The sequence below is a fragment of the Pseudomonas sp. GW822-FHT02D10 genome (assembly GCF_058802345.1).
On sequence record NZ_JBXAOB010000005.1, the window covers coordinates 163,450 to 184,423 of the forward strand.

General features: G+C 56.4%; 9 protein-coding genes and 1 pseudogene. All 10 read right to left on the reverse strand.

Annotated elements, in window-relative coordinates:
* Positions 1-2: 2 nt before the first annotated feature.
* On the reverse strand, positions 3-3,401 hold the full coding sequence (locus AC1RPZ_RS10550) for a UvrD-helicase domain-containing protein (protein ID WP_493136978.1): 3,399 nt from the start codon (positions 3,399-3,401) through the stop codon (positions 3-5).
* Positions 3,401-6,055 (reverse strand): PD-(D/E)XK nuclease family protein, encoded by a 2,655-nt coding sequence (locus tag AC1RPZ_RS10555; RefSeq protein ID WP_493136979.1) that lies wholly within the window; start codon positions 6,053-6,055, stop codon positions 3,401-3,403. The genes AC1RPZ_RS10550 and AC1RPZ_RS10555 overlap by 1 nt, the downstream gene beginning before the upstream one ends.
* Before the next feature lie 85 nt (positions 6,056-6,140).
* Positions 6,141-8,312 carry a DEAD/DEAH box helicase gene (locus AC1RPZ_RS10560; protein ID WP_493137157.1) on the reverse strand — a complete coding sequence of 724 codons (2,172 nt, stop codon included), beginning with the start codon at positions 8,310-8,312 and terminating at the stop codon, positions 6,141-6,143.
* Between the two features lie 43 nt (positions 8,313-8,355).
* Positions 8,356-9,651 (reverse strand): ATP-binding protein, encoded by a 1,296-nt coding sequence (locus AC1RPZ_RS10565; protein ID WP_493136980.1) that lies wholly within the window; start codon positions 9,649-9,651, stop codon positions 8,356-8,358.
* Positions 9,648-12,071, reverse strand: a complete 2,424-nt coding sequence (locus AC1RPZ_RS10570; protein WP_493136981.1) for a tellurite resistance TerB family protein — start codon at positions 12,069-12,071, stop codon at positions 9,648-9,650. Before AC1RPZ_RS10570 ends, AC1RPZ_RS10565 begins: the two co-directional genes overlap by 4 nt.
* Positions 12,072-12,269: 198 nt before the next feature.
* A complete protein-coding gene (locus tag AC1RPZ_RS10575; RefSeq protein ID WP_493137158.1) occupies positions 12,270-12,710 on the reverse strand; it encodes a hypothetical protein in 441 nt (146 codons plus the stop codon).
* Positions 12,711-13,952: 1,242 nt separating this feature from the next.
* Positions 13,953-14,738, reverse strand: a pseudogene (locus tag AC1RPZ_RS10580) (UvrD-helicase domain-containing protein); the annotation flags it as partial.
* The gene (locus AC1RPZ_RS10585) at positions 14,690-16,945 is read right to left on the reverse strand and encodes an AAA family ATPase (protein ID WP_493136982.1); all 2,256 of its coding nucleotides are present in this window, start codon (positions 16,943-16,945) and stop codon (positions 14,690-14,692) included. The pseudogene AC1RPZ_RS10580 and the gene AC1RPZ_RS10585, both read right to left, overlap by 49 nt.
* A gap of 20 nt (positions 16,946-16,965) precedes the next feature.
* Positions 16,966-19,605 (reverse strand): AAA family ATPase, encoded by a 2,640-nt coding sequence (locus tag AC1RPZ_RS10590; RefSeq protein ID WP_493136983.1) that lies wholly within the window; start codon positions 19,603-19,605, stop codon positions 16,966-16,968.
* On the reverse strand, positions 19,602-20,726 hold the full coding sequence (locus tag AC1RPZ_RS10595; protein ID WP_493136984.1) for a metallophosphoesterase family protein: 1,125 nt from the start codon (positions 20,724-20,726) through the stop codon (positions 19,602-19,604). Before AC1RPZ_RS10595 ends, AC1RPZ_RS10590 begins: the two co-directional genes overlap by 4 nt.
* Positions 20,727-20,974: the final 248 nt, after the last annotated feature.

Here is a 20,974-nt window from a genome sequence, read left to right on the forward strand (position 1 = left end):
CGTTACACGATTGAATCCACAAGAGCCTTTGTGGGCCGTACCTCAACGACACGGCCTGTACTCATGAATACGATCATTCCGCGCATGGCATGGGTAATATCAAGGTAGGTCTGTACCTGTTCCTGATAGTGCTTGAGCGCAGCAGGCGCAGGGTCTACATCACTTTTCCAGTCCACTATGACGTCCGGTAATCCAGACTCCGTAAATGTCAGCGCGTCAGCGATACCGACGGTAGCAGTTTCCTGCCCGTCTTCGGCCTTCGCGGAATAGACCACGAATTCTGGAAGTAGAAATTTCCGCAGAGCGGCGACCTCGGGTAGTTCCAGCGTCCTGGTTACACAACTAGCCAGCTCCTCCGCGGCAAGACCTGTAGCTGGGTCGGCGACAGGCGTCTGTCCAAGTGCCAGGATCAGTTCACGAGCGCGATCAATGAGCGACACCAACTGCGCATCGGTTTCGCCAGTCAGCACTTCCTCCATAAGCTTGTGCAGAATAAGCCCACGTTCGCGGCCGCCTTGCACCTGTGGCAACGTTTCCAAATCGTGCGTTTGATCATCGGAGGTGCTTGTCCAAATTTCTATCGTTTCCTCTTCAAGTACAGCTCCACCGGTGCCTTCATTGCGACTCGGTGCAAGCCAACACAGCTGCGGCTGGCTCGCAGCAATGGCTTCAGCTTCCCTAGCAAACCTTTCGCGCGTCTGGTAGTTGCTGTCTAGCCCATTCGTAACAACGACATGCGCTGGCCAATCCGCGAGGTGAGGTTCCGGAAGGTTCGCTAGGTCCAGGTCGAGCAGGCTGGCCCATGCAGATTTCGAAGGAACAGTGTCGTGACGCGTAAGTACCAGCAATTCTCGAGCACGCGTCGCCGCTACGTACCACAGTCGGATACGCTCGCGTTCAAGTTCCTCTTTCTCTTTATCCATAGCCGCTTCATAACCCGCCGGCGCAATTTTCAGCACCTTGCAATAGAGGGTGTCGCTATGTCGATCAACTACGGCACCGCTTGCCGACATGATCTGGGTCATTGTGTTGATGGGAATTACAATGGGCCACTCCAAGCCTTTTGCGGCGTGCATCGTCACCAGCGCAACTGCTTCTTCCTGGGCATCTGGGCGGCCTTCCACGGCCCGGGTCTCATCTTCCCAGGCTGCGGTCATCGCTTCAGAGAAGGCGCGCAAGCCGGCACCTGCATAGGTAGTCGAAAAGTTTAAATAAAGATCAATATTGGCCAGGGCTCGTTCGGCTTGGCCCCCATGGCGCTGCAATAGCAACGGGCGCACCTGCAGCATATCCACCGCCTGGGATAACAGTGCATGGGGAGTGGTTGAATTCGCTCGCCGATTGAGTGATTGCAGCTTTTCGATAATCTCACGGGCCAGTGGATGAGTGACGTCTGCGCTCCCAGTGCTCAGATCCAGGGAGGGAAGTCGCTCTGGTGTATCTGCATTTCGTGGCAGCGTCCACACCACATCCAGAAGTTCTTCCTCGCTCAACCCGACCAGCGGGCCACGCAGCAGTGAGCCGAGTGCTAGCGTATCGCGCCGGTCGGCCAGCACTCGGGTTATCGCGATCAAATCTTGAATTTCTTGACGCCGATAGAGTCCTTTGCCAGCCTGGGTAGCCACCGGTATCCCACGCTGCTCTAACGCTTGTTCGTAACGCCACAGGTCAGTCCCGGTGGGCGCGAGGAGAGCGATGTCTCCAGGCTGGCAGGGGCGGGTTGCGGTCCCATTGCGGTCTGCGACTGGTTGGCTACCGATCAGGCGCGCACAGAGATCGGCGACGGCTTCGGCTTCTGCATCGCGTTGTTGTTCAGAGCTGGACTTGCCGTCGGCATCTGCAGCAGCAATATTCAGTGCAGCAACGCAGGGCGTGTCACGCTCGCCATGAAAAGCCTCAAGCGCGGTGAAGCCGGGTTGCCCGGGTGACGATAAGATGCCCTGGAAGCGCTCGTTGACGTAAGTGAGGATCGACGAGCATGAGCGGAAGTTGGTGCTGATAGCGAGTAGGCTGTCTGGGGCCTGCTCCTTGAATGCCTCGCGAGCCTGCACATAGGCGCTGACATCGGCGCCGCGGAATCGATAGATGGCCTGCTTGGGGTCCCCCACCAGAAAGAGCGCGCCAGGGCGGATCTGGAACGTTGTCCAGTCGTCAGGCGTACTGCCTGGCGATCCACAAAGCCGCCAGAAGATCTCCGCCTGAAGCTGATCGGTGTCCTGGAATTCGTCGACCAGTACATGTACAAAGCGTTGCCCTAATGCACTGCACACCTCGGGATGATCGCGCAACAAATCGCGCGCCGTGTAGATCAGATCGTCGTAATCAAGCCTCGCAGTGGAACGCTTGTACTCACCGTATTTATCTACGGCCTGTTGAGTTTCTTCGATCACGGCTGCCAAGGCTTGAGCAGCAGCCGATTGCTGTACCTCAGTCCATGCTTGGCGGCACGCCTCATAGTGAGCTTGTGCCTGATCGTTGAGCTGAGCACCCTCTGCCTTCGACAAGCCTGCCAGCTTGGCAGCTGTCTCCCATTTTCCTTTGAATTTATAGGCTTTGAAATCACCCGCTTGGGTACAAAGTTCCTGGTGGGGTCGTAGCGCCAAAGCCCGAACCGTCCCCGTAGACGTCTCCAGTGATGCGCCTGCGCTTAGTTCGGCTGCAAGCTCAGCCAATTGTGAGGCTTTAATCACAGTTTCAGGTTCATGCGCACTCGCACTGCTGGTGAAGGCTACAAAGTTGGCGGCTGCGCGTTGGAGTGCTATTTGAGCGAGCTGGATAGGGGCCGCAGCGGGAGCCGAAACCCCACGGTGCTGGCGCAGTTTGTCGGCGACAAGGTGGATGAGTGTCAGGGTCTCATCAGGGCTATGCATCACCATCTCGGCGATAACGCTGCTTCTGTTGGTATTCAGCGTCTCTCGCAGCCAGTCATCTACGATCCCATTGAATGTACGTTCAGCCGCTTGGGCGTCCATGACAACAGCGCCCGGATCGAGGTTAGCTTCAACCGGGTAGGGTTTGATCAAGCGCTGGCAGAAGCCATGAATTGTTGAGCATGTGATTTCATCAATTGCGGCGCGGGCGGAGTGAAGGTTTTCGAGCTGTGCCTCGGACAACCCATTGGGGAGCGCAACGCGAAGTTCGGCTGAGATGACACTGGAACAAAGCTCGGAAACGAAGTTGCGTACGCGCACCAGCAGCTCGCTGGCGGCGAGCTCGGTGAAGGTCACCGCAGCAATATTGCTCGGACGAATGCCATCGGCCAGCATCAGCGCGATGCGCCCGGCCATAACAGCAGTCTTGCCGGAGCCTGCTCCGGCCTCCACTAAAAACGAGCGATCGTGCTGGCTTATCGCCTGCCAGCGCGCATTGTCATCCTTGAGAACCCTGGTTAGCGCGCTCATCATTTTTCCTCCCAGATATTGGCGGCTTCGCCCAATGCTTCCGTTGCGGCCGGTAGTTTGCGTTTGCAGTAAGTGGCGCTTGCATTGGCGGGCAATGCGAACGCGAGCTCGTCATAGTTGATGCCCGCGTCAGTGCCCGGTACCGCCACGCCACTCACGAGGCTTGTCCTTGCCGCCTGGAGATAGTCGGTGAGTCTGTTCATTACGTCTTGCGAGTCAGCGAGGTGAAGACTGGTCTTATCACGCGGATAAAGCAGTGAAGCGCTCACCGCAACCTGATCCCCTAACAATGCCTTTACCGCAAAGGAGTAAAGGCAGCGCTGCAGTTCGCGCCCGCCATCCAGCTCTATTTCATCCTTTGGCTTGCGGCCGGTCTTGTAGTCGCGAACAAATGCTTTAGCTCCATCAGCGGATAGGTCCAGTCGATCGATGTAGCCGGTGATATTGAACCCCGTACCAGGAATTGGCACTGATTCGGCGGTGTTCCAGGGCAATGTTACTGAAGGCTCAGAGCTTGAGCCGCCGAAGGGCACTTCGGCATAGGCACGAGAATCCGACGGCACTCCTTCGCGTTCACTCAGTGCCCAATTTGCCATCGTGCGAGCAGCTTCCAGCGTACGTTCCCAGATAATTCGGGGAGGCACTGGGTGTTCGGTTTCCCATTGGGTGGCAACATCAGCCACCGCGGTGGAAACTGCGGTTTCGATCAAGGTCTCAGGGGCATTCGCCAGGCCGTCTGATTTTTCGATGATGAGCAAGGCCTTCTCGAGAATTTCGTGGACCAGGTTGCCGTTCTGTGCGCCATCGAGCACCAAAGGCTCGCTAGCGCTTTGTGGGGCGCGCCAGCCCAATCCATAGGCCCATACGAAACCAATCGGATTGCGAAGCAAATAGCGAAGTGAACTGGCCGATTGGGTACGATCGAGGATCGCATCGATCAAGGGGTGCTTGGCCCGAACAAGGCCGTCATGGGCGGTAATGGCCGTGCTTCTCCAATTGTTCCAGCAACGCTGCGCGCTCAACGCTTGTGGTTGTGCCTGTAGCTCGTTCGGGCGCGCCATGAGCCGGTCGGTCTCGCTGTAAGCATGCTCAGGTACGGCGTGGCGGCGCAAATAGGCTTCCTCGGGCTGCGAGCCGAGCAGGGGACTTCGTCCTAGCAAACGTCCGTCCTTGTCTCTGCGTGCGCGGGACAGCACGACTTCTCCGTCGGTGCTGGCCAGGATGATCTCGAAGTCTCGACGATCAGCGAGATTGCGCGACAGTGGATCGAGCAGCGATGTGGGAATGACATGGGTCGGGATCAGCCGATCCTCGTCCACAGCACGCGGCCACTGGGACGCGTTCAGACCTATCAAACGTACGTAACGTCGTGGCGACGCAGCTAGGGTGCTGGCAGGCATCCAGGCGATCGATATGCAGGCATCTAGCCCATCATCCTGCTTCAAGGTTTCCAGGGTTTGGTCGATGGACACCGCCGGCCCGGCCTGAAGCGCCTTATTCCATATGGTCAACGCGCGTCCTTTGAGAAACATTTTCCCGAGCTGCGTGGCCGCTTCGGGGCCTTGGCTCAGCAGTTCAATACTGGTACGCAATGTAGGCGTATGGTCCTGACCATCCACCCAGGAGCTGGCCTCCAGGCGCGAAAAAAGTTGCTCCCACGACTTCACTTTCAGAAGTGGCGCGTCGTTTAGCAGGATGCGTTGCCAGCCTTTGGGTAGAGATTCCCAGGCTGCCGAATCACGGCAAAGAGATGCCAGGCGGCGGACACGCGACTGCGACAGGCCGTAAACCACGATATCGGCTAATGCAGCCGCTGCTTGGCCTTCACGAGTACTGAGGGTCTTGATTCCGTGAACGAAATGCAGATCGAGGTTGGCATCAGCGCGCAAAGCCAGGAAGTGTTCATCGTATTCGGTGGTGGACGAGGCGGCGATCGCGATCTCGGAGGGAGGCACACCAGATACGAGCAGTTTTCGCACCCACCGCATCGCCTCAATGGACTCGTGGTAGGTCGTTGCCGCGCTAACTGCGCAGATTGCAGGTGTTTGCGCGGGTGCCTGTTGAATGCTGACTGCACTGCCATCCAACCAATCGGGCACTGGCCTCGGACCGAAGTTCCACTGTACCGAAACGTTTTGGGCCAGTGCTATGAGTAGCGGCCGCCAGCAGGGAGGTAGGTCGCTCAAGCCTTCAATAAGCACCTCGCCGAGGACTACTGCGGCATGAGCAATACGATTCTGGGCGGCGGCAGCGATATCGAGCGGGCGCAGCACCGCCGCAGGCAGTTGATCGAGTATCGCTGCTTCCAGGCGAGCGATGGCATCCAACCGGGGATGTTCGGCTGCGCGCGTGTCAAACTCGATCCCTGCATACCAAGCTTTACGCAATGTTTCCGTCGCTGCGTTAGTCATCCCGGGAAGCGTTTTGATGCTGTCCAGTTCACCCAAGCCTACACAGGGTAGGGCCATTTGAATGGCCGCGCGCAGGCTTTCGTCGTCTATCGGGCAGGTGAATCCACCTGCCAGTCGAACCGCCAACTGCTCAAAAGTCATCACTTGGACGCCATGGCGGCCTTCTCGGGCCAAGGCCAGACGTTGATGGCGCATGGCTAGGCGGCCCTGCACTACAACGGTCGAACGTTTCGCAAAAGACATCGCTGCTCCTTCAGAGTGATACGTAATGATCAAGCGCTTGTATTGTGCTGGCCCGTCAATCCAATAGGTCTCAACTAGCTTAAATTCAGCTCGCGGACTGTCTCTGGGCAAAAAATACTGCGGTAGAAATATCGAGCGAGATTGAAGCGAAAGACTTCACGAGCAACGGCTCTGGCAACGCCCAATCCCATTTTTCGCGCAGCATGTTCTCCACATCTGCGAGAGTCGAATCGAGATCGCTTGGGTCCAAACTACCCACGGCCTTGAGTGCGGCTTTTGCCTGATCGATGTTCGCGTCGATCTCTATAGCAAGGCCCGAGTTATCACAAGAAAGGCCCACATGATTGAGCAGCAGGCGTAGCGCATCATTGGCGTAATCACCTAGCCAACTGATCAAATAACATTTTCCGCTCGACTCGATGAGGTAACGCTCGCCAAGACCCAATGAGACAAATGTCTTTCGAGCTTCATCGAGTAACGCTTGAGCGCCGCGATCGATAAACGGGCAAGCGGCCGTGTCTGCCAGGACTGCGCGCATCTCTTCGCGCACAGTGTCATGCACCATAGCGCCCAAACCATCGAACTGAGGAGGGGCACCACCGCGTGCGGCTGAAACAATAATGACCTTGGCCTGGAGATCAACATCACGCACCTGCCATCTCCGGCCTCCAAAGATGATGCGTTGATCCTTGGTCAACGGGCGGCTTACGGGGACTGATCCGAGTGCTTTTCCATCACACACCAAGCGGAATTCTTCATCGCTGGTGAATGCGCTGTAGAACTCATAGTGGTTGATCAGTCGCTCTCCAACCGTCCCTGGAAGCAATAACCCAGAACTGTCTTGAACAATGAGTTCATGCTCACCCAGGGACTTGAGCAGCCTCATGAAGTCTGACTTCTCGACATTCGGAAACGCCCCCTCTGCAATCAAGACTTTCCAGAGGTCTGCTGCAGATGCGCCGCCACACTGGGCAATGATGGAAAGGGATTGCTGAACAAGGGTGGATGCGTGAATGCCCTGAGCCCTGGGAGGTTCAAACCATCCCCTGGCCAGCAGTCTGACCATGGCAATGGTCTGGACCAGCCCTTGGCGCAACTGATCCGATAGGCTAGCCCCATCTGTGAGTGGTGACTCTTTGCAGTAAACGCGGAGTGTCGCTTTTTCTCCCGGGCGTCTGCCCGAACGCCCTAAACGCTGTCGCAGACTCGCCACCGATGGTGGGGCACCAATCTGCACCACTGTTTTGATGCTGCCGATGTCTATTCCGAGTTCAAGCGTCGTGGTGCAAATCGCCGATGCCGCCTGGTTGCCCGCCTTGAGCGCACGCTCAGCTTGCTCCCGCAGATCCTTTGAAAGGCTGCCGTGATGAGGCCAGAATTCGTTGGGCACGCTATCTTTCTCGCAACGGCGACGCAGTTGGTCCGCGTAACATTCAACCTGAGACCGACTGTTCGGGAAAATCAGGTTATTACTGCCGCGTAACACCTTGTATAGATGATCAGCAATCGCGAAGTCAGGGCTTGCCTCGTTTTCCGTCTCGTCTTCATTTCCCTCCTGATCAGAGAGCTCAACGGGCTTCTTTTTGAGCTCGCTCATTGGCGGCTGGATATAACCGCGAACTTGCACCTGAAGTGTCTGGTTGGAGTTTTTTGACTCAATGACGGTAACCCCATCGGCATTTCCCGGACGCAAAAACTCCGACGCCATCTTCATATCGCCGAGTGTCGCTGACAGCCCTACCCTAGGGAGACGGTGCCCGGTGACAAGTTCTACCCGATGCATCAGTGACTGAAGTTGTTTGCCTCGTTCGCTACCGATGAACGCGTGCAGTTCGTCCACGACGATATAGCGCAGGTGCTGGAATACCCCGCCGAGACTTGAACCGCGGTTGACGAACAGTGCTTCAAGGGATTCAGGGGTGATCAGCAGCACCCCCTCAGATGACTTTAGGAAGCGGTGTTTTTTGCTTGATGAAATATCCCCGTGCCAAGCTACTACGGGAATCTCAAGCTGCTCACAGAGGCGGCTTAACCTGTCCCATTGATCGTTGATTAAGGCCTTGAGAGGGCTGATATACAACACAGCGCCAGGCGGGTCATCGTCGTTAAGCAAATTCGTCAGTATGGGAAGGAAGGCGGCCTCGGTTTTCCCCGCCGCTGTTGCTGCGGCGATGATGACATCCTGATCGGCATCCACCAGAACAGGCACAGCCCATTCCTGGGCGTCGCGCAAGGAAGTCCAGCCTTCAGCCCAAATCCATCGCTGGATTCGGGATTCTAGCTGGTCGAAACCCGATGAGTCAGAGCGTGAAGGTGGCAAGTTCATCGTCCGCGTCGACTTTCGTGTCGTCTTCGCCGCCCAAGTCCTTGGCGACCTCGACGCCTCCAAGCAGCGTCCGCCAATCGGCACCTGGGTTTTGCTCCAGAATGGCCAGCAGGTTGATGAATGCTGTGATCGTGGTGCGCGGTGTACGGAAGTAGGCTTCACCCAAGCGTTGGTTGCAGTGCGCCATGAACAGCGGGAGGGCCTCGTCAGGCAGTAAATATTTTTCAGCATCGCCGCCAGCGTATACGTGACGAAGCTTCTGAAGCAGTACGTAGAAGTCTTCCGGCGTAAGACTGGTGAGACGGATGACAGGCCCCGAAAGATCCACTAGCCCGGTTTTGGCAAACGAGTTCTCGGCCAGTCGGGATTGCAGGGCAGGGTAGCTGAATAGACCTCGGCGAGTGTCCATCAAAAACTCAGGCGTGCCACCCAATACGAAACCAAGTCCATCAGACGACCCCTGCAACGAGTCATTGAGGATGCGCAGAATCTGCTCGTAGTTGGCGTTACGAGCCTGTGTGTTTGCTAGCTTGTAGAGGTTAACCAGCTCGTCGAGACAGACCATCAGCCCACCAAACCCTGCGAGCCTGACGAACCTCGAAAGCAGCTTGAGCTGATCGTAGACGGAGGCATCATCGATGATGGTCCGTACACCCAAGGCCGCTCGGGCATCCGTCTTGGTGGTGAACTCGCCACGCAACCAACGGATCGCGTCGGCCTTGAGTTGCTCATTGTCTTCCTCGAAACCGCGGCAATACGCAGCAATCACTTCGGCGAAATCATATCCATTGACCATCTCGGTCAGCTCGCTCAGATGGGCGCGGATGGCAGCCTCGCTGTCAATACCTGCTGCCTTTGCTTCGGTTTTGGCTTGGGAGATGAATTTCTCAACGATGCCTTGCATGGCCCCGCCGTCGGGCTTCGTGCGCGTCGACATGTTCTTGGCCAGCTCGGAGTAAAGCGAGCGTGCCTGTCCCCCGGTGGCATGCAGTCTTCGATCAGGGTTCAAATCAGCGTGCATGGTCACGAGTTTTCGCTCCATAGCGATGGCTCGCACCAAGTTCAGAAAGAACGTCTTTCCTGCACCGTACTCACCAATCACAACCCGAAAGGCTGAGCCACTATCGACTAGACGACTGACGTCCTTGATCAGTGCGTCGAGTTCGCCCACCCGGCCCACCTGAATCAAGTGTTGGCCGACGCGAGGAACAACGCCGGCGCGCAGCGATTGAATGACCGCGTCGCGATCCTTGGCTCTGATCGTGCTCATAGGGCTAACTCTTCCAGAATGTCTGTATTGATCTCGACGGGGTCATCACCCTCAGTGACGGGCATGTCGAAACGTTCAAAAGCCATGTCGTTAATTTGTTCCAAGGCACCATCAAGCATCAGTTCCATGTCGCTGGCAGCGGCTTCAAGTTCGGAACGGCTCCACTCAGGACGTGAGATCAACAAACGAAGGAATGCAGAGTGCTCCAAATCGAGGCCCGCAACGTCAGCGCTCGACTCCGGCGCCGATTCTGTATTTTCAACGGGTTGCTCAGCCTCCTCGATCTGATCATCAGTGAATACCTGGGCAAGTAGGGCGGAGACCTCGGCCGTCTCTCGTTGCAGCTGCGCAATTCGATCATGATCGAGCACGAAGCCTTGTTTCGCATTTGCGGAGACCTGTGCGCCAGGTTCGGATTGGGGATAGCTGGTTGCTGGCTTAACGGACGCAATACTTGCTCCGGATGCTGCCCCATGGAGATCGCCGTAAAGCAGCTGACTATCCAGTTGCAACGCCTTATAAACTCGCTCAAGAAGCTTCACCTCCGACGGGCTGACGGTGCCATCGGCTTGCGCCAGGTGAGACAGGAAACTTGCGATTGTGCGCTTTGCTTCGACGGTCAAGGGATCGAGCTTTTTTTTCAGACTTGCGAGCGTTGGTGGTTGCTGGAGCTGGATTCGCAGATGTGCCTTGAGACGCTTGCGATGGGCAACGCTCAGGTGACTCCATGAGTCGATGTGCTGAGCAAGCAGTGTGACCTCCTCATTGGAGGTGTCACCATCGGCAGATGCCACTGCACTGGCCAGGTCAAGGGTTACTGATGCAGCGTTGTAAGCCGCAGAGGCCCGGAGTGATCCGTCTTCGGGCTGGGTCACGAACAATGCAACTCGGTCTTCAGCTTTTGGTGTCCTGCTGCCAGCCAGGACGTCGGGTTCCATACCGATATGAAGCGATTCCAGTGCGCGGGCAAGCGCGAGTACCTTGTCGCGAGACAACGCGCCTGCGCTCTTGAATCGACCCGCGAGTTCGCCAAAGCTCATGACAATCAGATCGTCGCCAATCTTAGATTGCAGCTCGTCCAACTCTCTACGTGCCGCCGCGGGCCAGAGGGTGACTGGAAGCTGCAGGAGGCCCTCAAGGGCTTCTGCGCTTTCAGGGTTTCGTCCCAAATAACGGCTGTAGGGCTCAAGCTCGCTGGTGCATAGCTCGACAAGCAGTTGCAAATTTTTACGTGTTCCTGAGGTTGCCATGACGTCAGGAAGATCACCCAGATTTAGCGTGGGTGCCTTTAACACCGCAGATGCTGGGCGGTAGCTGGTCTTAAGCTTGGTCTTGTTTTGCGCTAGGATCAGACCCGCAGGATGGAAGCTTGCGTATTTGAGCTTGAACAGTGTTGAGAAGACTTCTTTGCAGCGTGTCACCGGGGTGCGTTTACCGATGTTGGGGTCGGCTAGCGCCCATGCCAACGCCCAATCGGCATCCAGTGGACGCTTGTTGGAGGCGTGTTGCCCCAAACCTATGCGCAGCGGCAGTGGCATTTCGTAGCTTAAAGCAGCAGCTTCGGGAGGCTGACCAAGATAGAGATTTGGGTCAACAGCAGTGTTTTCCAGGTAGTCCAGTAAGCCGCCCGCATATCCCCTGAACGACCGGTTTTCCCCATAAATACTCAATAGGCGCTGGACTTCTTCGATTATCAAAGGAGTCTCAGCAATTACCTTGGGATTCTCTACGCTATCAACGAGTACCCGGCGCTCCAGTCCATAGAAAAACAAAAAGACGTAGCCGGTGTCTGCCAGTGGATCATTACGCCCACCTGCAAGCCATTGAAGGTATCCGCGCCGAGCCTCCGGTGTAATAGAATGAAAACTTGGCCAGTAAGACATCAGTTGCTCTTCAATATCGACGTATGTCTTGGCAATCCGGAGTTTTGGGTTGATCAGTGAGGGCTCTTGCGCGTCGTATCGGCCACCCAGCGTACTCCCGACATAGAACATACCGCCGGGAAGCGAAAAGCCAGAAACAGTGACAGACTCGCCTGCCGGCACCCAGCGGGCCTCAGACCTCTGTGAGCCTGCATCTGGAATTTTAAAGGAGGTGGAGGGGCGCGAGCCGAGTTGGACGGTATAAAACTCGGGACTTTCTTCAACGTCCATATTGCTCGTCGAAACCTCACGCATAGAGAACGTTAGGCCTGTACGTTGTGGCTCCTGCAGCTGAGTTGCTTCTGAAGCTGACGTTGGGATTGGATCGCGCTGTCGCTTTGCGCGATGAACCAGTAGCCATAGAATCGCGCCGATGCAAGCTATGACACCAATGGCGATCCAAGCACTCTTCGGGATCGCAGCGACTGCACTGAAGGCCAGCGCAAAAATAATCAGGATGCCGGTGCCACTGGAGCTTTTTGCCTTCTTCCTTGCCATGAGTCATTTCAACCTTGAAAAATGGGTGCTGGCGCAATGGCAGTATCCGACAATTTCAACGTTTGGGCCAAGGGCTTAGCAGTGCGAGTGATCGGAAAAATGAATAACCCCGCGGAGGCAGCGTCACCGATGCATGCCATGGCTGTCCGCCAATAGCCAGCAACAGTGCTTGCGAGGTCGTCCCCTCTCGCTCGCGTTCTATCGTTTTAGTAAATCAGCTAAAATCTCTGCCGACTCTCGCTCTTCACTGCTTTTTTGATTGGCTAGCTTGGTCAAGTCTGGAGTGAAAGTTACAATCATTCCGGTTACGGAGCAGGTAAGCGAGAGTTCTGCATTCAGATCAATGTGCAAGTCATCACCGCGTAATCCTTGCCATTGGACCAGATACTTCAGCGAGCCGAACTTCTCCATATTCTTTAGGGCTCGGGAGACGCCACCTTTCCAGTTGAGAATAGGCAGAGCCCCTGCTTTGCAGCGCTCAGCTAAATCAGGATCTTTACGGGCGAGGGTACGGCCATTTTCCCAACACTTGATCAGCCCTTGATCATGCTCGCGCCAGACCTGTTCATAACTCAGGCCTTGGCGATCAGGCTCGGAAAAAGAGTGATGAAGGACAGACGATCGCGTCGTCCGTTCCACAGCTCCTAGTCCTGCCGTCCTGTTCTCTGAACGATCAGCAGGAACTGTCTTGACCTCCGATTCCTCGAACCAACCTCCGGCCTTGATTTTCTTAAGCGCTTGCTCAGGACTTGATGACCAGAGCACTAGCGCGAGGCTTTCTCGTGCTCGGCTGCAGGTGACGTAAAGCAAGCGCAAAGTGCGATCAATGGACGTCTCCTTATTCTTCTCTACGTTGCTTAGGTCCGTATCGCTCAAGCGCTCCGCTCCGAAGAGTCTGTCATAAGAGAACAAGAAGCCACCGGCCTCTTGGTCATCCATGACCACTAGTACGTGCTCAAACTCGGAGCCTTTCACTACCTGATGAGTAGACAGATTGGACTGTCCTTCCAAGTAGTTCCGGTATCGTCCAACTTCATGCCAGCGGGCCTTGAACAGAGAATGCCAGCCACGTCTTTTTCGGTCTTCTGAGGGCTCGGTAACGCCGCGGCCAGGTGCTTCCGGAGGTGGCTCAGTGTCTCCAAAGGCCGCTGCAAGGCGATCATCTAACTTGAACAGTTCAGCGCGGATGATTGGATCAAGAATTTCTCTTACCGTGGACTCTGGTTTGGCGCATAAGGTTGCGAACTCTTTAACGGCACCGTTCAGCTTTGCAAGCTGTTCCTTTTGGATCTCGATGTCCGTTGATAGATTGCGCAGTCGATCAAATCGATGCAGCACCTCAATGACGGAGAACTCATCGACATCACGTTGGCCATCGAAGCAAGCTGCTAGCGCCATTGTTTCGCGCAGCAGTATTTGCACCGCCGCAGGGCCGGTGCTTTCGCCGCTTCCTTGAGGGCGAGTGGAGTCGGGGTCTATGAGCATTAGCGCATCGAAGACATCTAGGAAGTTACCCCGGCGGGCAGCAAGCTTGTGTTCAAGAGCTAGTACTTGATAACCCTGACGCGGACTACACCATTCGTGATGGTTTGAGACTGTGGCCATTTCCTGAGCACATAGAGCCTCACCTCGAATTTTCTCGTCAGCGGATAGGTTGGTATCACCAACAAAAATGCGTACTGTCCCTGCAGTTTTTTCTGTTCGCGGATGCTGTCTAACACCGGTCGCCGATTGTGTCCGGCCGTCCATTTCGGTTTCCCAGATATGGTTGATCAGGTCCACGATCCGCTTCTGGCTGCGGTGATTCATCTGCAGAGCAGGGCGAGCCCATGTATCAGGAATCAAGCTGGGTAAGTCTGGGTGACCGTCAGCGTAAATACGCTGACGGTGATCGCCGAGGAACCCTAGAGCCAGCCTTGTTGGAGCTTCTTCAGCTACTTTCATTAGCGCACCAAGCATCCCTTTCATGGTGTCTTGGGACTCGTCGATGAGAATCACAGGATGCTGATCCGCCAAGACCCGTCTTAGAGTTGGACGCTCCGCAAGCAGCCATTCCGTTATGGAGAGGACCTGCGAATGCAGCAGGGCTCCTTCGCCGTAAGTGTTACGGTCTGGGTGGTAGATAAACCGGGGAATGGTTTTGATAGCTTCTGCTTTATCCTGAAGCTCCTGGATCGTGCGCTCATCCTTGGCTGTCGGTCCCCTTACTCGTCCTGCGGCAGTCTGTTTTACCTCCTCAAGATTCTGAGTATTAATGCTTAACAATGCAGCTCGGATGTCGTCGTCGAATCCAGCAATCAGATCCCAGCAGAAACCGTGAATGGTGGATACTTTCGTAAGAACGTTTTCGCCAAGCCGGCCGTTAATCACGGCAACCGCATTTCTGGTGTAGGTGATGATACGAATAGACTGCCCACGAGATTGAAGTCGAGCTGCGAACTGAGCTCCAGAATCGTGTGGCTCCACACCAGTAAGGCGGCGCAGGGTCTCAACAAGTGTTCGTGTTTTGCCGGAACCGGCGCCGGCGAACAGGAAAAAACTACGAGATGGTGCTGAGGTCAGATAGCCAGTGATCTCCTCGACGACTCCCGCGTCACGATCATTTCCCTCCCTGAGCGTCATCGTTGCTCTCCTGGTGGAGTGGGGGTCAACTCCGATTCGAGCCATGCAAGTGCATCGGCAATGTAGCTCGGGCACGTGAGCTGTGCCCCCAAAGACAGGTGTTCAAACAGCGTTGCAGCGAAGTCACCTTTATTGAACGAGCCGCGGAGCATTTTGTGAAGCTCCTCATTCAGCACCTTGGGATCGGAGTGCTGCTCTGCTTCGCGAGCAGCTCTTCCTAGGGCACCCTTTTCGTCGCTTTTGGTTTTGAACCAGTCGAGATTGTTGAGAATGAAGGAGTCTTCGAAAGAGCTTGGCCAAGGTCCGCCGGCTGGGACTGGCACCTGCCAGGCGAAAAGGGTACGACCCCCCTTGGGGCAAGTCCAAACCTTCTTATCCTGATCGAGTTGGGCATAGTCCGAGAAGCTCGCGAGCTGAGGATGCCATTTAGTGAGGGTGTCATTCCCAGACAATAGCTTTGCTGAGTCGGAGATCGCCGTAGCGACCCAGATCACCTTGCCCTTTGCGCTTTTTGCTTCACTGACGGGATCAATGTCAGTGATCACCACTGTTGGGATTCCCAGTCGCTCCACGAGTGGTTTGAGCCTATGGGCATGACTGCCGCCGACTTCAAGGAAGGATAGATAACGACTGGATAGCTCCTTATGGTCTCGCTCGATGAAGAAGGGTACGAGCATCCGCTCAGCTGTACCCTCGACAAAAATTGCCGCATCTGCAAATAGCAAGTCGGTGTGTTGTACTTGGAAATATCTCTCCGCAAACGTGCGCGTGCTGTGGTCGTCGCCAAAGACATCCGCCAAGCTGATTACCTCGGCACTGGGCATTTCACCGGGGTTAGCGGCCTGGACACGACGAACATAGCGCAACCGAGTGAAGCTCCCGGCATGGGCCATATGGCTTGCATGGGTGCTGAGCAGAATCTGGCTGGATAGGTGAGCGTCACTACCTTGCTTGGGCGTGATCAGCTCAAGAGCTCTTTTGGGGAAGATTCGTTGAACCTGCACATGCAGGTGGGCTTCTGGTTCCTCTATGAGGACTAGGTGCACCGCTGTAGGTGCCCCTTTTTCTGGATTCAGCCGGTTCTCACGGAAGGACACCAGTTGGTAGCTGAGGGACTGGAGATTCTGGTAACCGAGACCGATCGCATGTTCAGGAAGGAACTCATTGGGTTGGCCATCTAGGCGGTACTGAACAGCAGTGCCGTGATCGAGCAGATCTGCTGTCTGGATTCGAGTGCGGAAGTGAATCTCCTGCGGGTCATGAAGCCCAGGGTAACCCAGCTTTCTAACATCCTTGATCGAGGGCTCTAGGGCGGTCCGAATTTTCTCATCGAGTTCGCTCTGAGCCTTAGCAACTGCCAAAACTAGTTCCGGGTGATGGTCTGTGCCGGGAGCAGAGCTGTTGAGGTGTCGGCGTGCATATCGCAGCATCTGGTTTGAGAACAGGCCGACTCGGTGTGGATCGGAGCCGGGTCGGCTATCAGCCTCCTCTGAGCCGAGCCCTCGCTGCGCAGCAATGAAGTCAACCCTAATCAGCGGAGCGAGATGCACGCGATCTGTCGGCATTGCATTGGAGGAGAGCTCTTGAGGTTTGTCTGTAGGATTCTCTGACAAGGGGCCTTTGGCCGGGTCTAATCTGTACAAGGCCACACGGCTCAAATCGCTGGGATGCCGTAGCCAGTAATCTAACAAGTCGGTTGGCCATGGCCTCGCAGCTACATCCAGGGTGCGGACTGGCTGACGGGCCTCACGATAACGCCAAGCGATTTTCTGTAAGTCATCAATGGTGGCCGCTGGCTCTAGCCGCAGACGAATCCCAACAGGTCCACCAGCCCACTGGAGTGAGGGCAGGAAGGGGCAAACGATATGGTATGCGCCAGGTAAAACATTGAACCAAAGATCCAGTGTTGGCATGGACCCAAGGAGTTCTTGGCGATACTGATCCCAGACTGCTGGGTTAGCCTCAGCGGGAGCGGGTGCTTCATCGAGAGCTTCCCAAGCCTCACCGAGCTTACGTAGCTTTGACCACTGATCTATGCTCAGGTCAAACGCACCGAAGGCCGGACTATCTGCGAGGAATTTCCGCAAGGCTTGTAGGATCGAGGTCTTTCCGCTGTTGTTGGCTCCGACCAGAATAGTGGTCTTGGAATCGATTTTGACCTGTACTGCTCCCAACCGGCGAAAGCGATTTATCTCGACGCAGGCTAATCGGACGTTGGGGGTAGATGGAGTTTCGTTGACATCAGCGATCATCTGGCAGCCTCAGGCAGTTATTAGGCGCTAACGTTGAGTGATTGCATGTCTCGCGGGGCAACGCCGAGGTCGCGCCAGTTCTCCGGATGACAGGTGAACAAAAGAATCTGATGCCGCTGCGCGGCGTCGAAAAGAATCCGCTTCATTTGCGCCAGGCGCTGCTGGTCGCTGTGCACCAGCGCGTCGTCGAGGATGATTAGGGTGGGGCGGCCGGCTTCCTTGAGCAGGTCGGCATATGCAAGACGGCTAATCAGGCCCATCTGCTCGCGGGCGCCGAAGCTGAGGGCGGTGAAGTCCCCGCGCTCTTCACTGCCGTTGCTGGTGCGAACCAGCTGTTCGGGCATCAGGTTCTCGTCCACGCTGAGGCTGGCCTGCGGGAAAAGCAGTTGCAGGTAGCGGTTAAGGTGGCGTTGCAGCGGTGCCTGAAGCCGGCGGGTCAATTCGTGACGCTTGGCCCTGAGCGATTCCAGCAGTAGGCTTAGGGCGGCGGCGCGGCGGGCGAGTTCATCGCGGCGACGGCTGGCAAACTGGAATTCTTGGGCCAATTCTGCGCGCTGTTCCTCCAGCCCTTGGGCGCCAAGAGTTTCCAGACTAGCTTGCAAGCGGGTTAGCTCCCGGTCACGCTCTTGGGCGGCCTTTTCCAGAGCGTCGGCGGTGCGGGTGAAGCGCTCGATGTCCTGACGGAGAACATCCGGGTTGGCGTCGTCGATCTGTTGCTGGCGAGTGGCTATTGATGTCTCCAAACCGGATTTTATGGCACGTAACTCGAGCAGTTGTGCGTTGAGCTGACTCTCGTGCTTCTGGCGAGTCGGGGACTGTATTTCGTCCTGGAGTTTTTGCCATTCGGTGTTGGCATTTTGTAGGGCTTGGTCGGCCAGGCTGAGTGCCTTCTCGAAATCGGTTGTCGCCTGTTCGGTGGCCTTGAGCTGTTCACTGGCAGTTTCCTGCTGGCCTTCCGATGTTGTTACGCTAACGTCTGTGGTCGCGGACTCCGGCAGACCTGCTAAGTGCGCTTGAAGTTCTTGCTGGCGCTGCTCGCCCAGTCGCCGCCTGCTGCTCAGCTCATCTACGCCGTCGGGTGCACAGTTGTTCAGCAGGAGTTCATTGCGGTGAATTTCTTCCTGGAGCGTCCGACACTGCTCGGCGCGTTCTTCGGCCTGCGCGAGACTTTCCACCCGAAGCTTGCCCAGCAGAGCGGTGATACTGTCCTGCAGGGTCTGCTGACGGCGGACCAGCTCGGCGATATCCTCGCCACCGGGTTGAATGCGTAGCTTGCCGATGCCAGCGATGTGCAGATCGGTAGGCTCCAGCAGCAAACGCTCGCCCTGGTCGGTGAGCAATTCGTTGTCGAGTTGCAGGCTCTGGCCCGGCAGCAGCTCGAATTGCAGCCGAGTTGCCACGGCTTGCTGGGCGATTCTGAGGTCGCTCAGTTCCCGATTGAGCTTTTGCAGTTGCTTGAGATGTTTGACATCGATTTGGTTAGCTTGCAGTTGTCCGCGCTGCTCCAGCAGCTGAGTGTGCAGTTCTCGGGCTTTGCTCAGGTTGCCGTCTATGTCGGTCAGTTCTTGGACTAGTCGGGCCAACTCACGGGCGAGTCCTGTTCGTTGCTCCTCCTGACGGGCCAGCTTGAGGGTTTCGCGAGCCTGCTGGTAGGCTGTTTGCGCCTGGCTTAGCTGGGTTTCAATCTGCTGCTGACGCGTTTGCAGGTCGCTCAGTGTGTTTTCCGCTTTCTGCTTGGCCTTGGCTCTTTGCTCCAGCTCCTCTTGCTGTTTAGCGAAGGTGTGCAGTTGATCTCGGCAGAGTTGCTGGCTGTCCTGGCAGTTGTGCAGATCCTTTTTTTCGCGTTGCTGCTCTTGTACCCAGCTTTCCACCTCGGTCAGACGCGCGTCGGCTTCCTTGGCCTGCCCACGGTAGATTTCCCAGGGCTTGGAAGTATCTTCCTGTTGCAGTTGACGTAGTTCTCCGAGGCGGTCCACCTGCTGGCGATAAGTGGCTATGCTGGCGTCCAGCTCACATAGGCGTATCTGGTGCGTGTCGTATTGCTGATTTATGCGTGCATAGTCGCCGGTGGGACGTCCAGTGCCAGTCAGTAGGGCTGCACGGTCCCGTTCGACTCGATTGATCAGCTCATCTCCTGCACTGCTGGCGACTTCACCTAGGCTTTCGCCTAATGCGGATTTGAGGTGATCGCCGGCATAAGTGACGGCTGCATGGATGTCCTGGCCTGAGCCTTGTTCGATCCACAGCAGGCCGGGTATGCCCCAGTGCTCGGCTTTGCTGGCGCCGCGTCCGGGGAATTGATAGCCGAGCAGATCCGCTAGCCGCTCCTCGGCTTCGTCACCATTGAGCGACTGACCTGCTATCTCGAGGTCGCAGCGCTTCTGTTTGAGGAAGCTTTTGGTAAGCAGCCAGCGTTCGTCCTGCCAGTCAAACTCCAATCGGATGCTGGGCGCCGCCGAGGAGTCCCCCCAGGGCTGCAAGTCGTCGACGCTGCTCGACCTATGGCGCTCAAAGAAAGCGGCGCGGATAGCTCGTACCAAAGTGCTTTTGCCGGACTCATTGGGGCCGATGAACAGATTGATGCCAGGCTCCAACTCGGCGACTTCTAGGGGCTGGCGGAACTGGCGAAGCTGTTCGATGCGCAAGCGACGAAGTTTCATGCTCGACCCTCCTGTGACAGACGTTCGCGTAGTAGGCCGGCCAGAATGGCTAGGGCATCGCGGGCGGTTTCTGCGCCTTCGCGCTGTTGACGCTCACGCAGCTCTGCGATGACTTCACCCAGATAACCGTCGGCATGCAGCGCGGCAACATCCTCGTCAGTAGGCTCCAGATGAAGATCAGCTAGGTCGGACTCCAGACTACGACAGCGGCCCTGTGCCATGGAGAGTGCCTGCTGGAGGCGTTGCTGCTCAGTCAGATCAATTTGCCCGGAAAGGGTCAGGTGGAGGACGGTAGTGGGAGGTAATTGCTCCAGTCGCTGGATCAGTTGCTCCAGGTCTGACTCGACTACCAATTGTTCAGTCCAGTGTTGCCAGTGGTATTGGCCAACAGATCTAGGCTCCACGAGGGGGGGCTGCCCAACGCCAGGAAGATCGATCAGCAGGACCTGGCCGGCACCATTGTCTTTGAAACGCTCCTGTTCGGGAGTTCCACTGTACCAAGTGCGTTCATCGATGCCCTTGAGGCCGTGCCAATCGCCCAGGGCCAGATAGTCGAGCCGAGCCCTCCGGGCACGGTCTGGGGCAATGGGATTGGGCGAGTCGATGTCTTCCGCGAGGATGCCTTGTACGCTGCCATGAGCTAACCCTATGCGCAGTAGGCCGGGCGCCGTTTCGGCTGTGTCGAACCAGTCGGTCAGGTCGCTGTAGGTCTGTCGCTGGGTTAGAGGCGCAGCCAGTAGCGCGAAGCCTTGCTGGGCGAACTCCAACACGTTCGGTTGCAAGGCGATATGGACATGGGCAGGAATGGCTGACAGGCGTTTAGCCCTACTCCAGACGCTTTCCTCTAAGGCCGCGTCATGGTTGCCTGGGATCATGATCCAGAGGCCGGCGAAGCCCTGCATTGCGTTGAACAGGCGGCGGATGGTGCGATCGGAAACAGTTTGTGCATCGAACACGTCACCTGCAACCAATACAGCCTGTACCTGCTCCTGATTGGCCAATGCAGCAATGCGTTCGATAGTCGATAGACGGGCTTCGGCCAGAGCTGCTGCGTCTTCTGGTGCGAAACGCCCATACTGGCGGCCGATTTGCCAATCGGCTGTATGCAGAATCCTTAGCATAGTAGTCCTTCCTTTGTCATCTCTATCTAGCGGACGGAAAAACATCTCACCTTGTTGGTTTCGCTTTTATTGAGCAGGTAGTCACTATCCAGTCGGGGGGCTGGTCAGTGATATGCAGCAGGACACCAGCAGGCCATCAGCGTGCTGGTTCTCGGCGATGGAAGTGTAGGTAATGAACGCATGTCCAGGGTGAAATCGTGCTGCTCTCGTGCACTGGTATTGGTCCACTCGATTTCCTGCATGCCTGC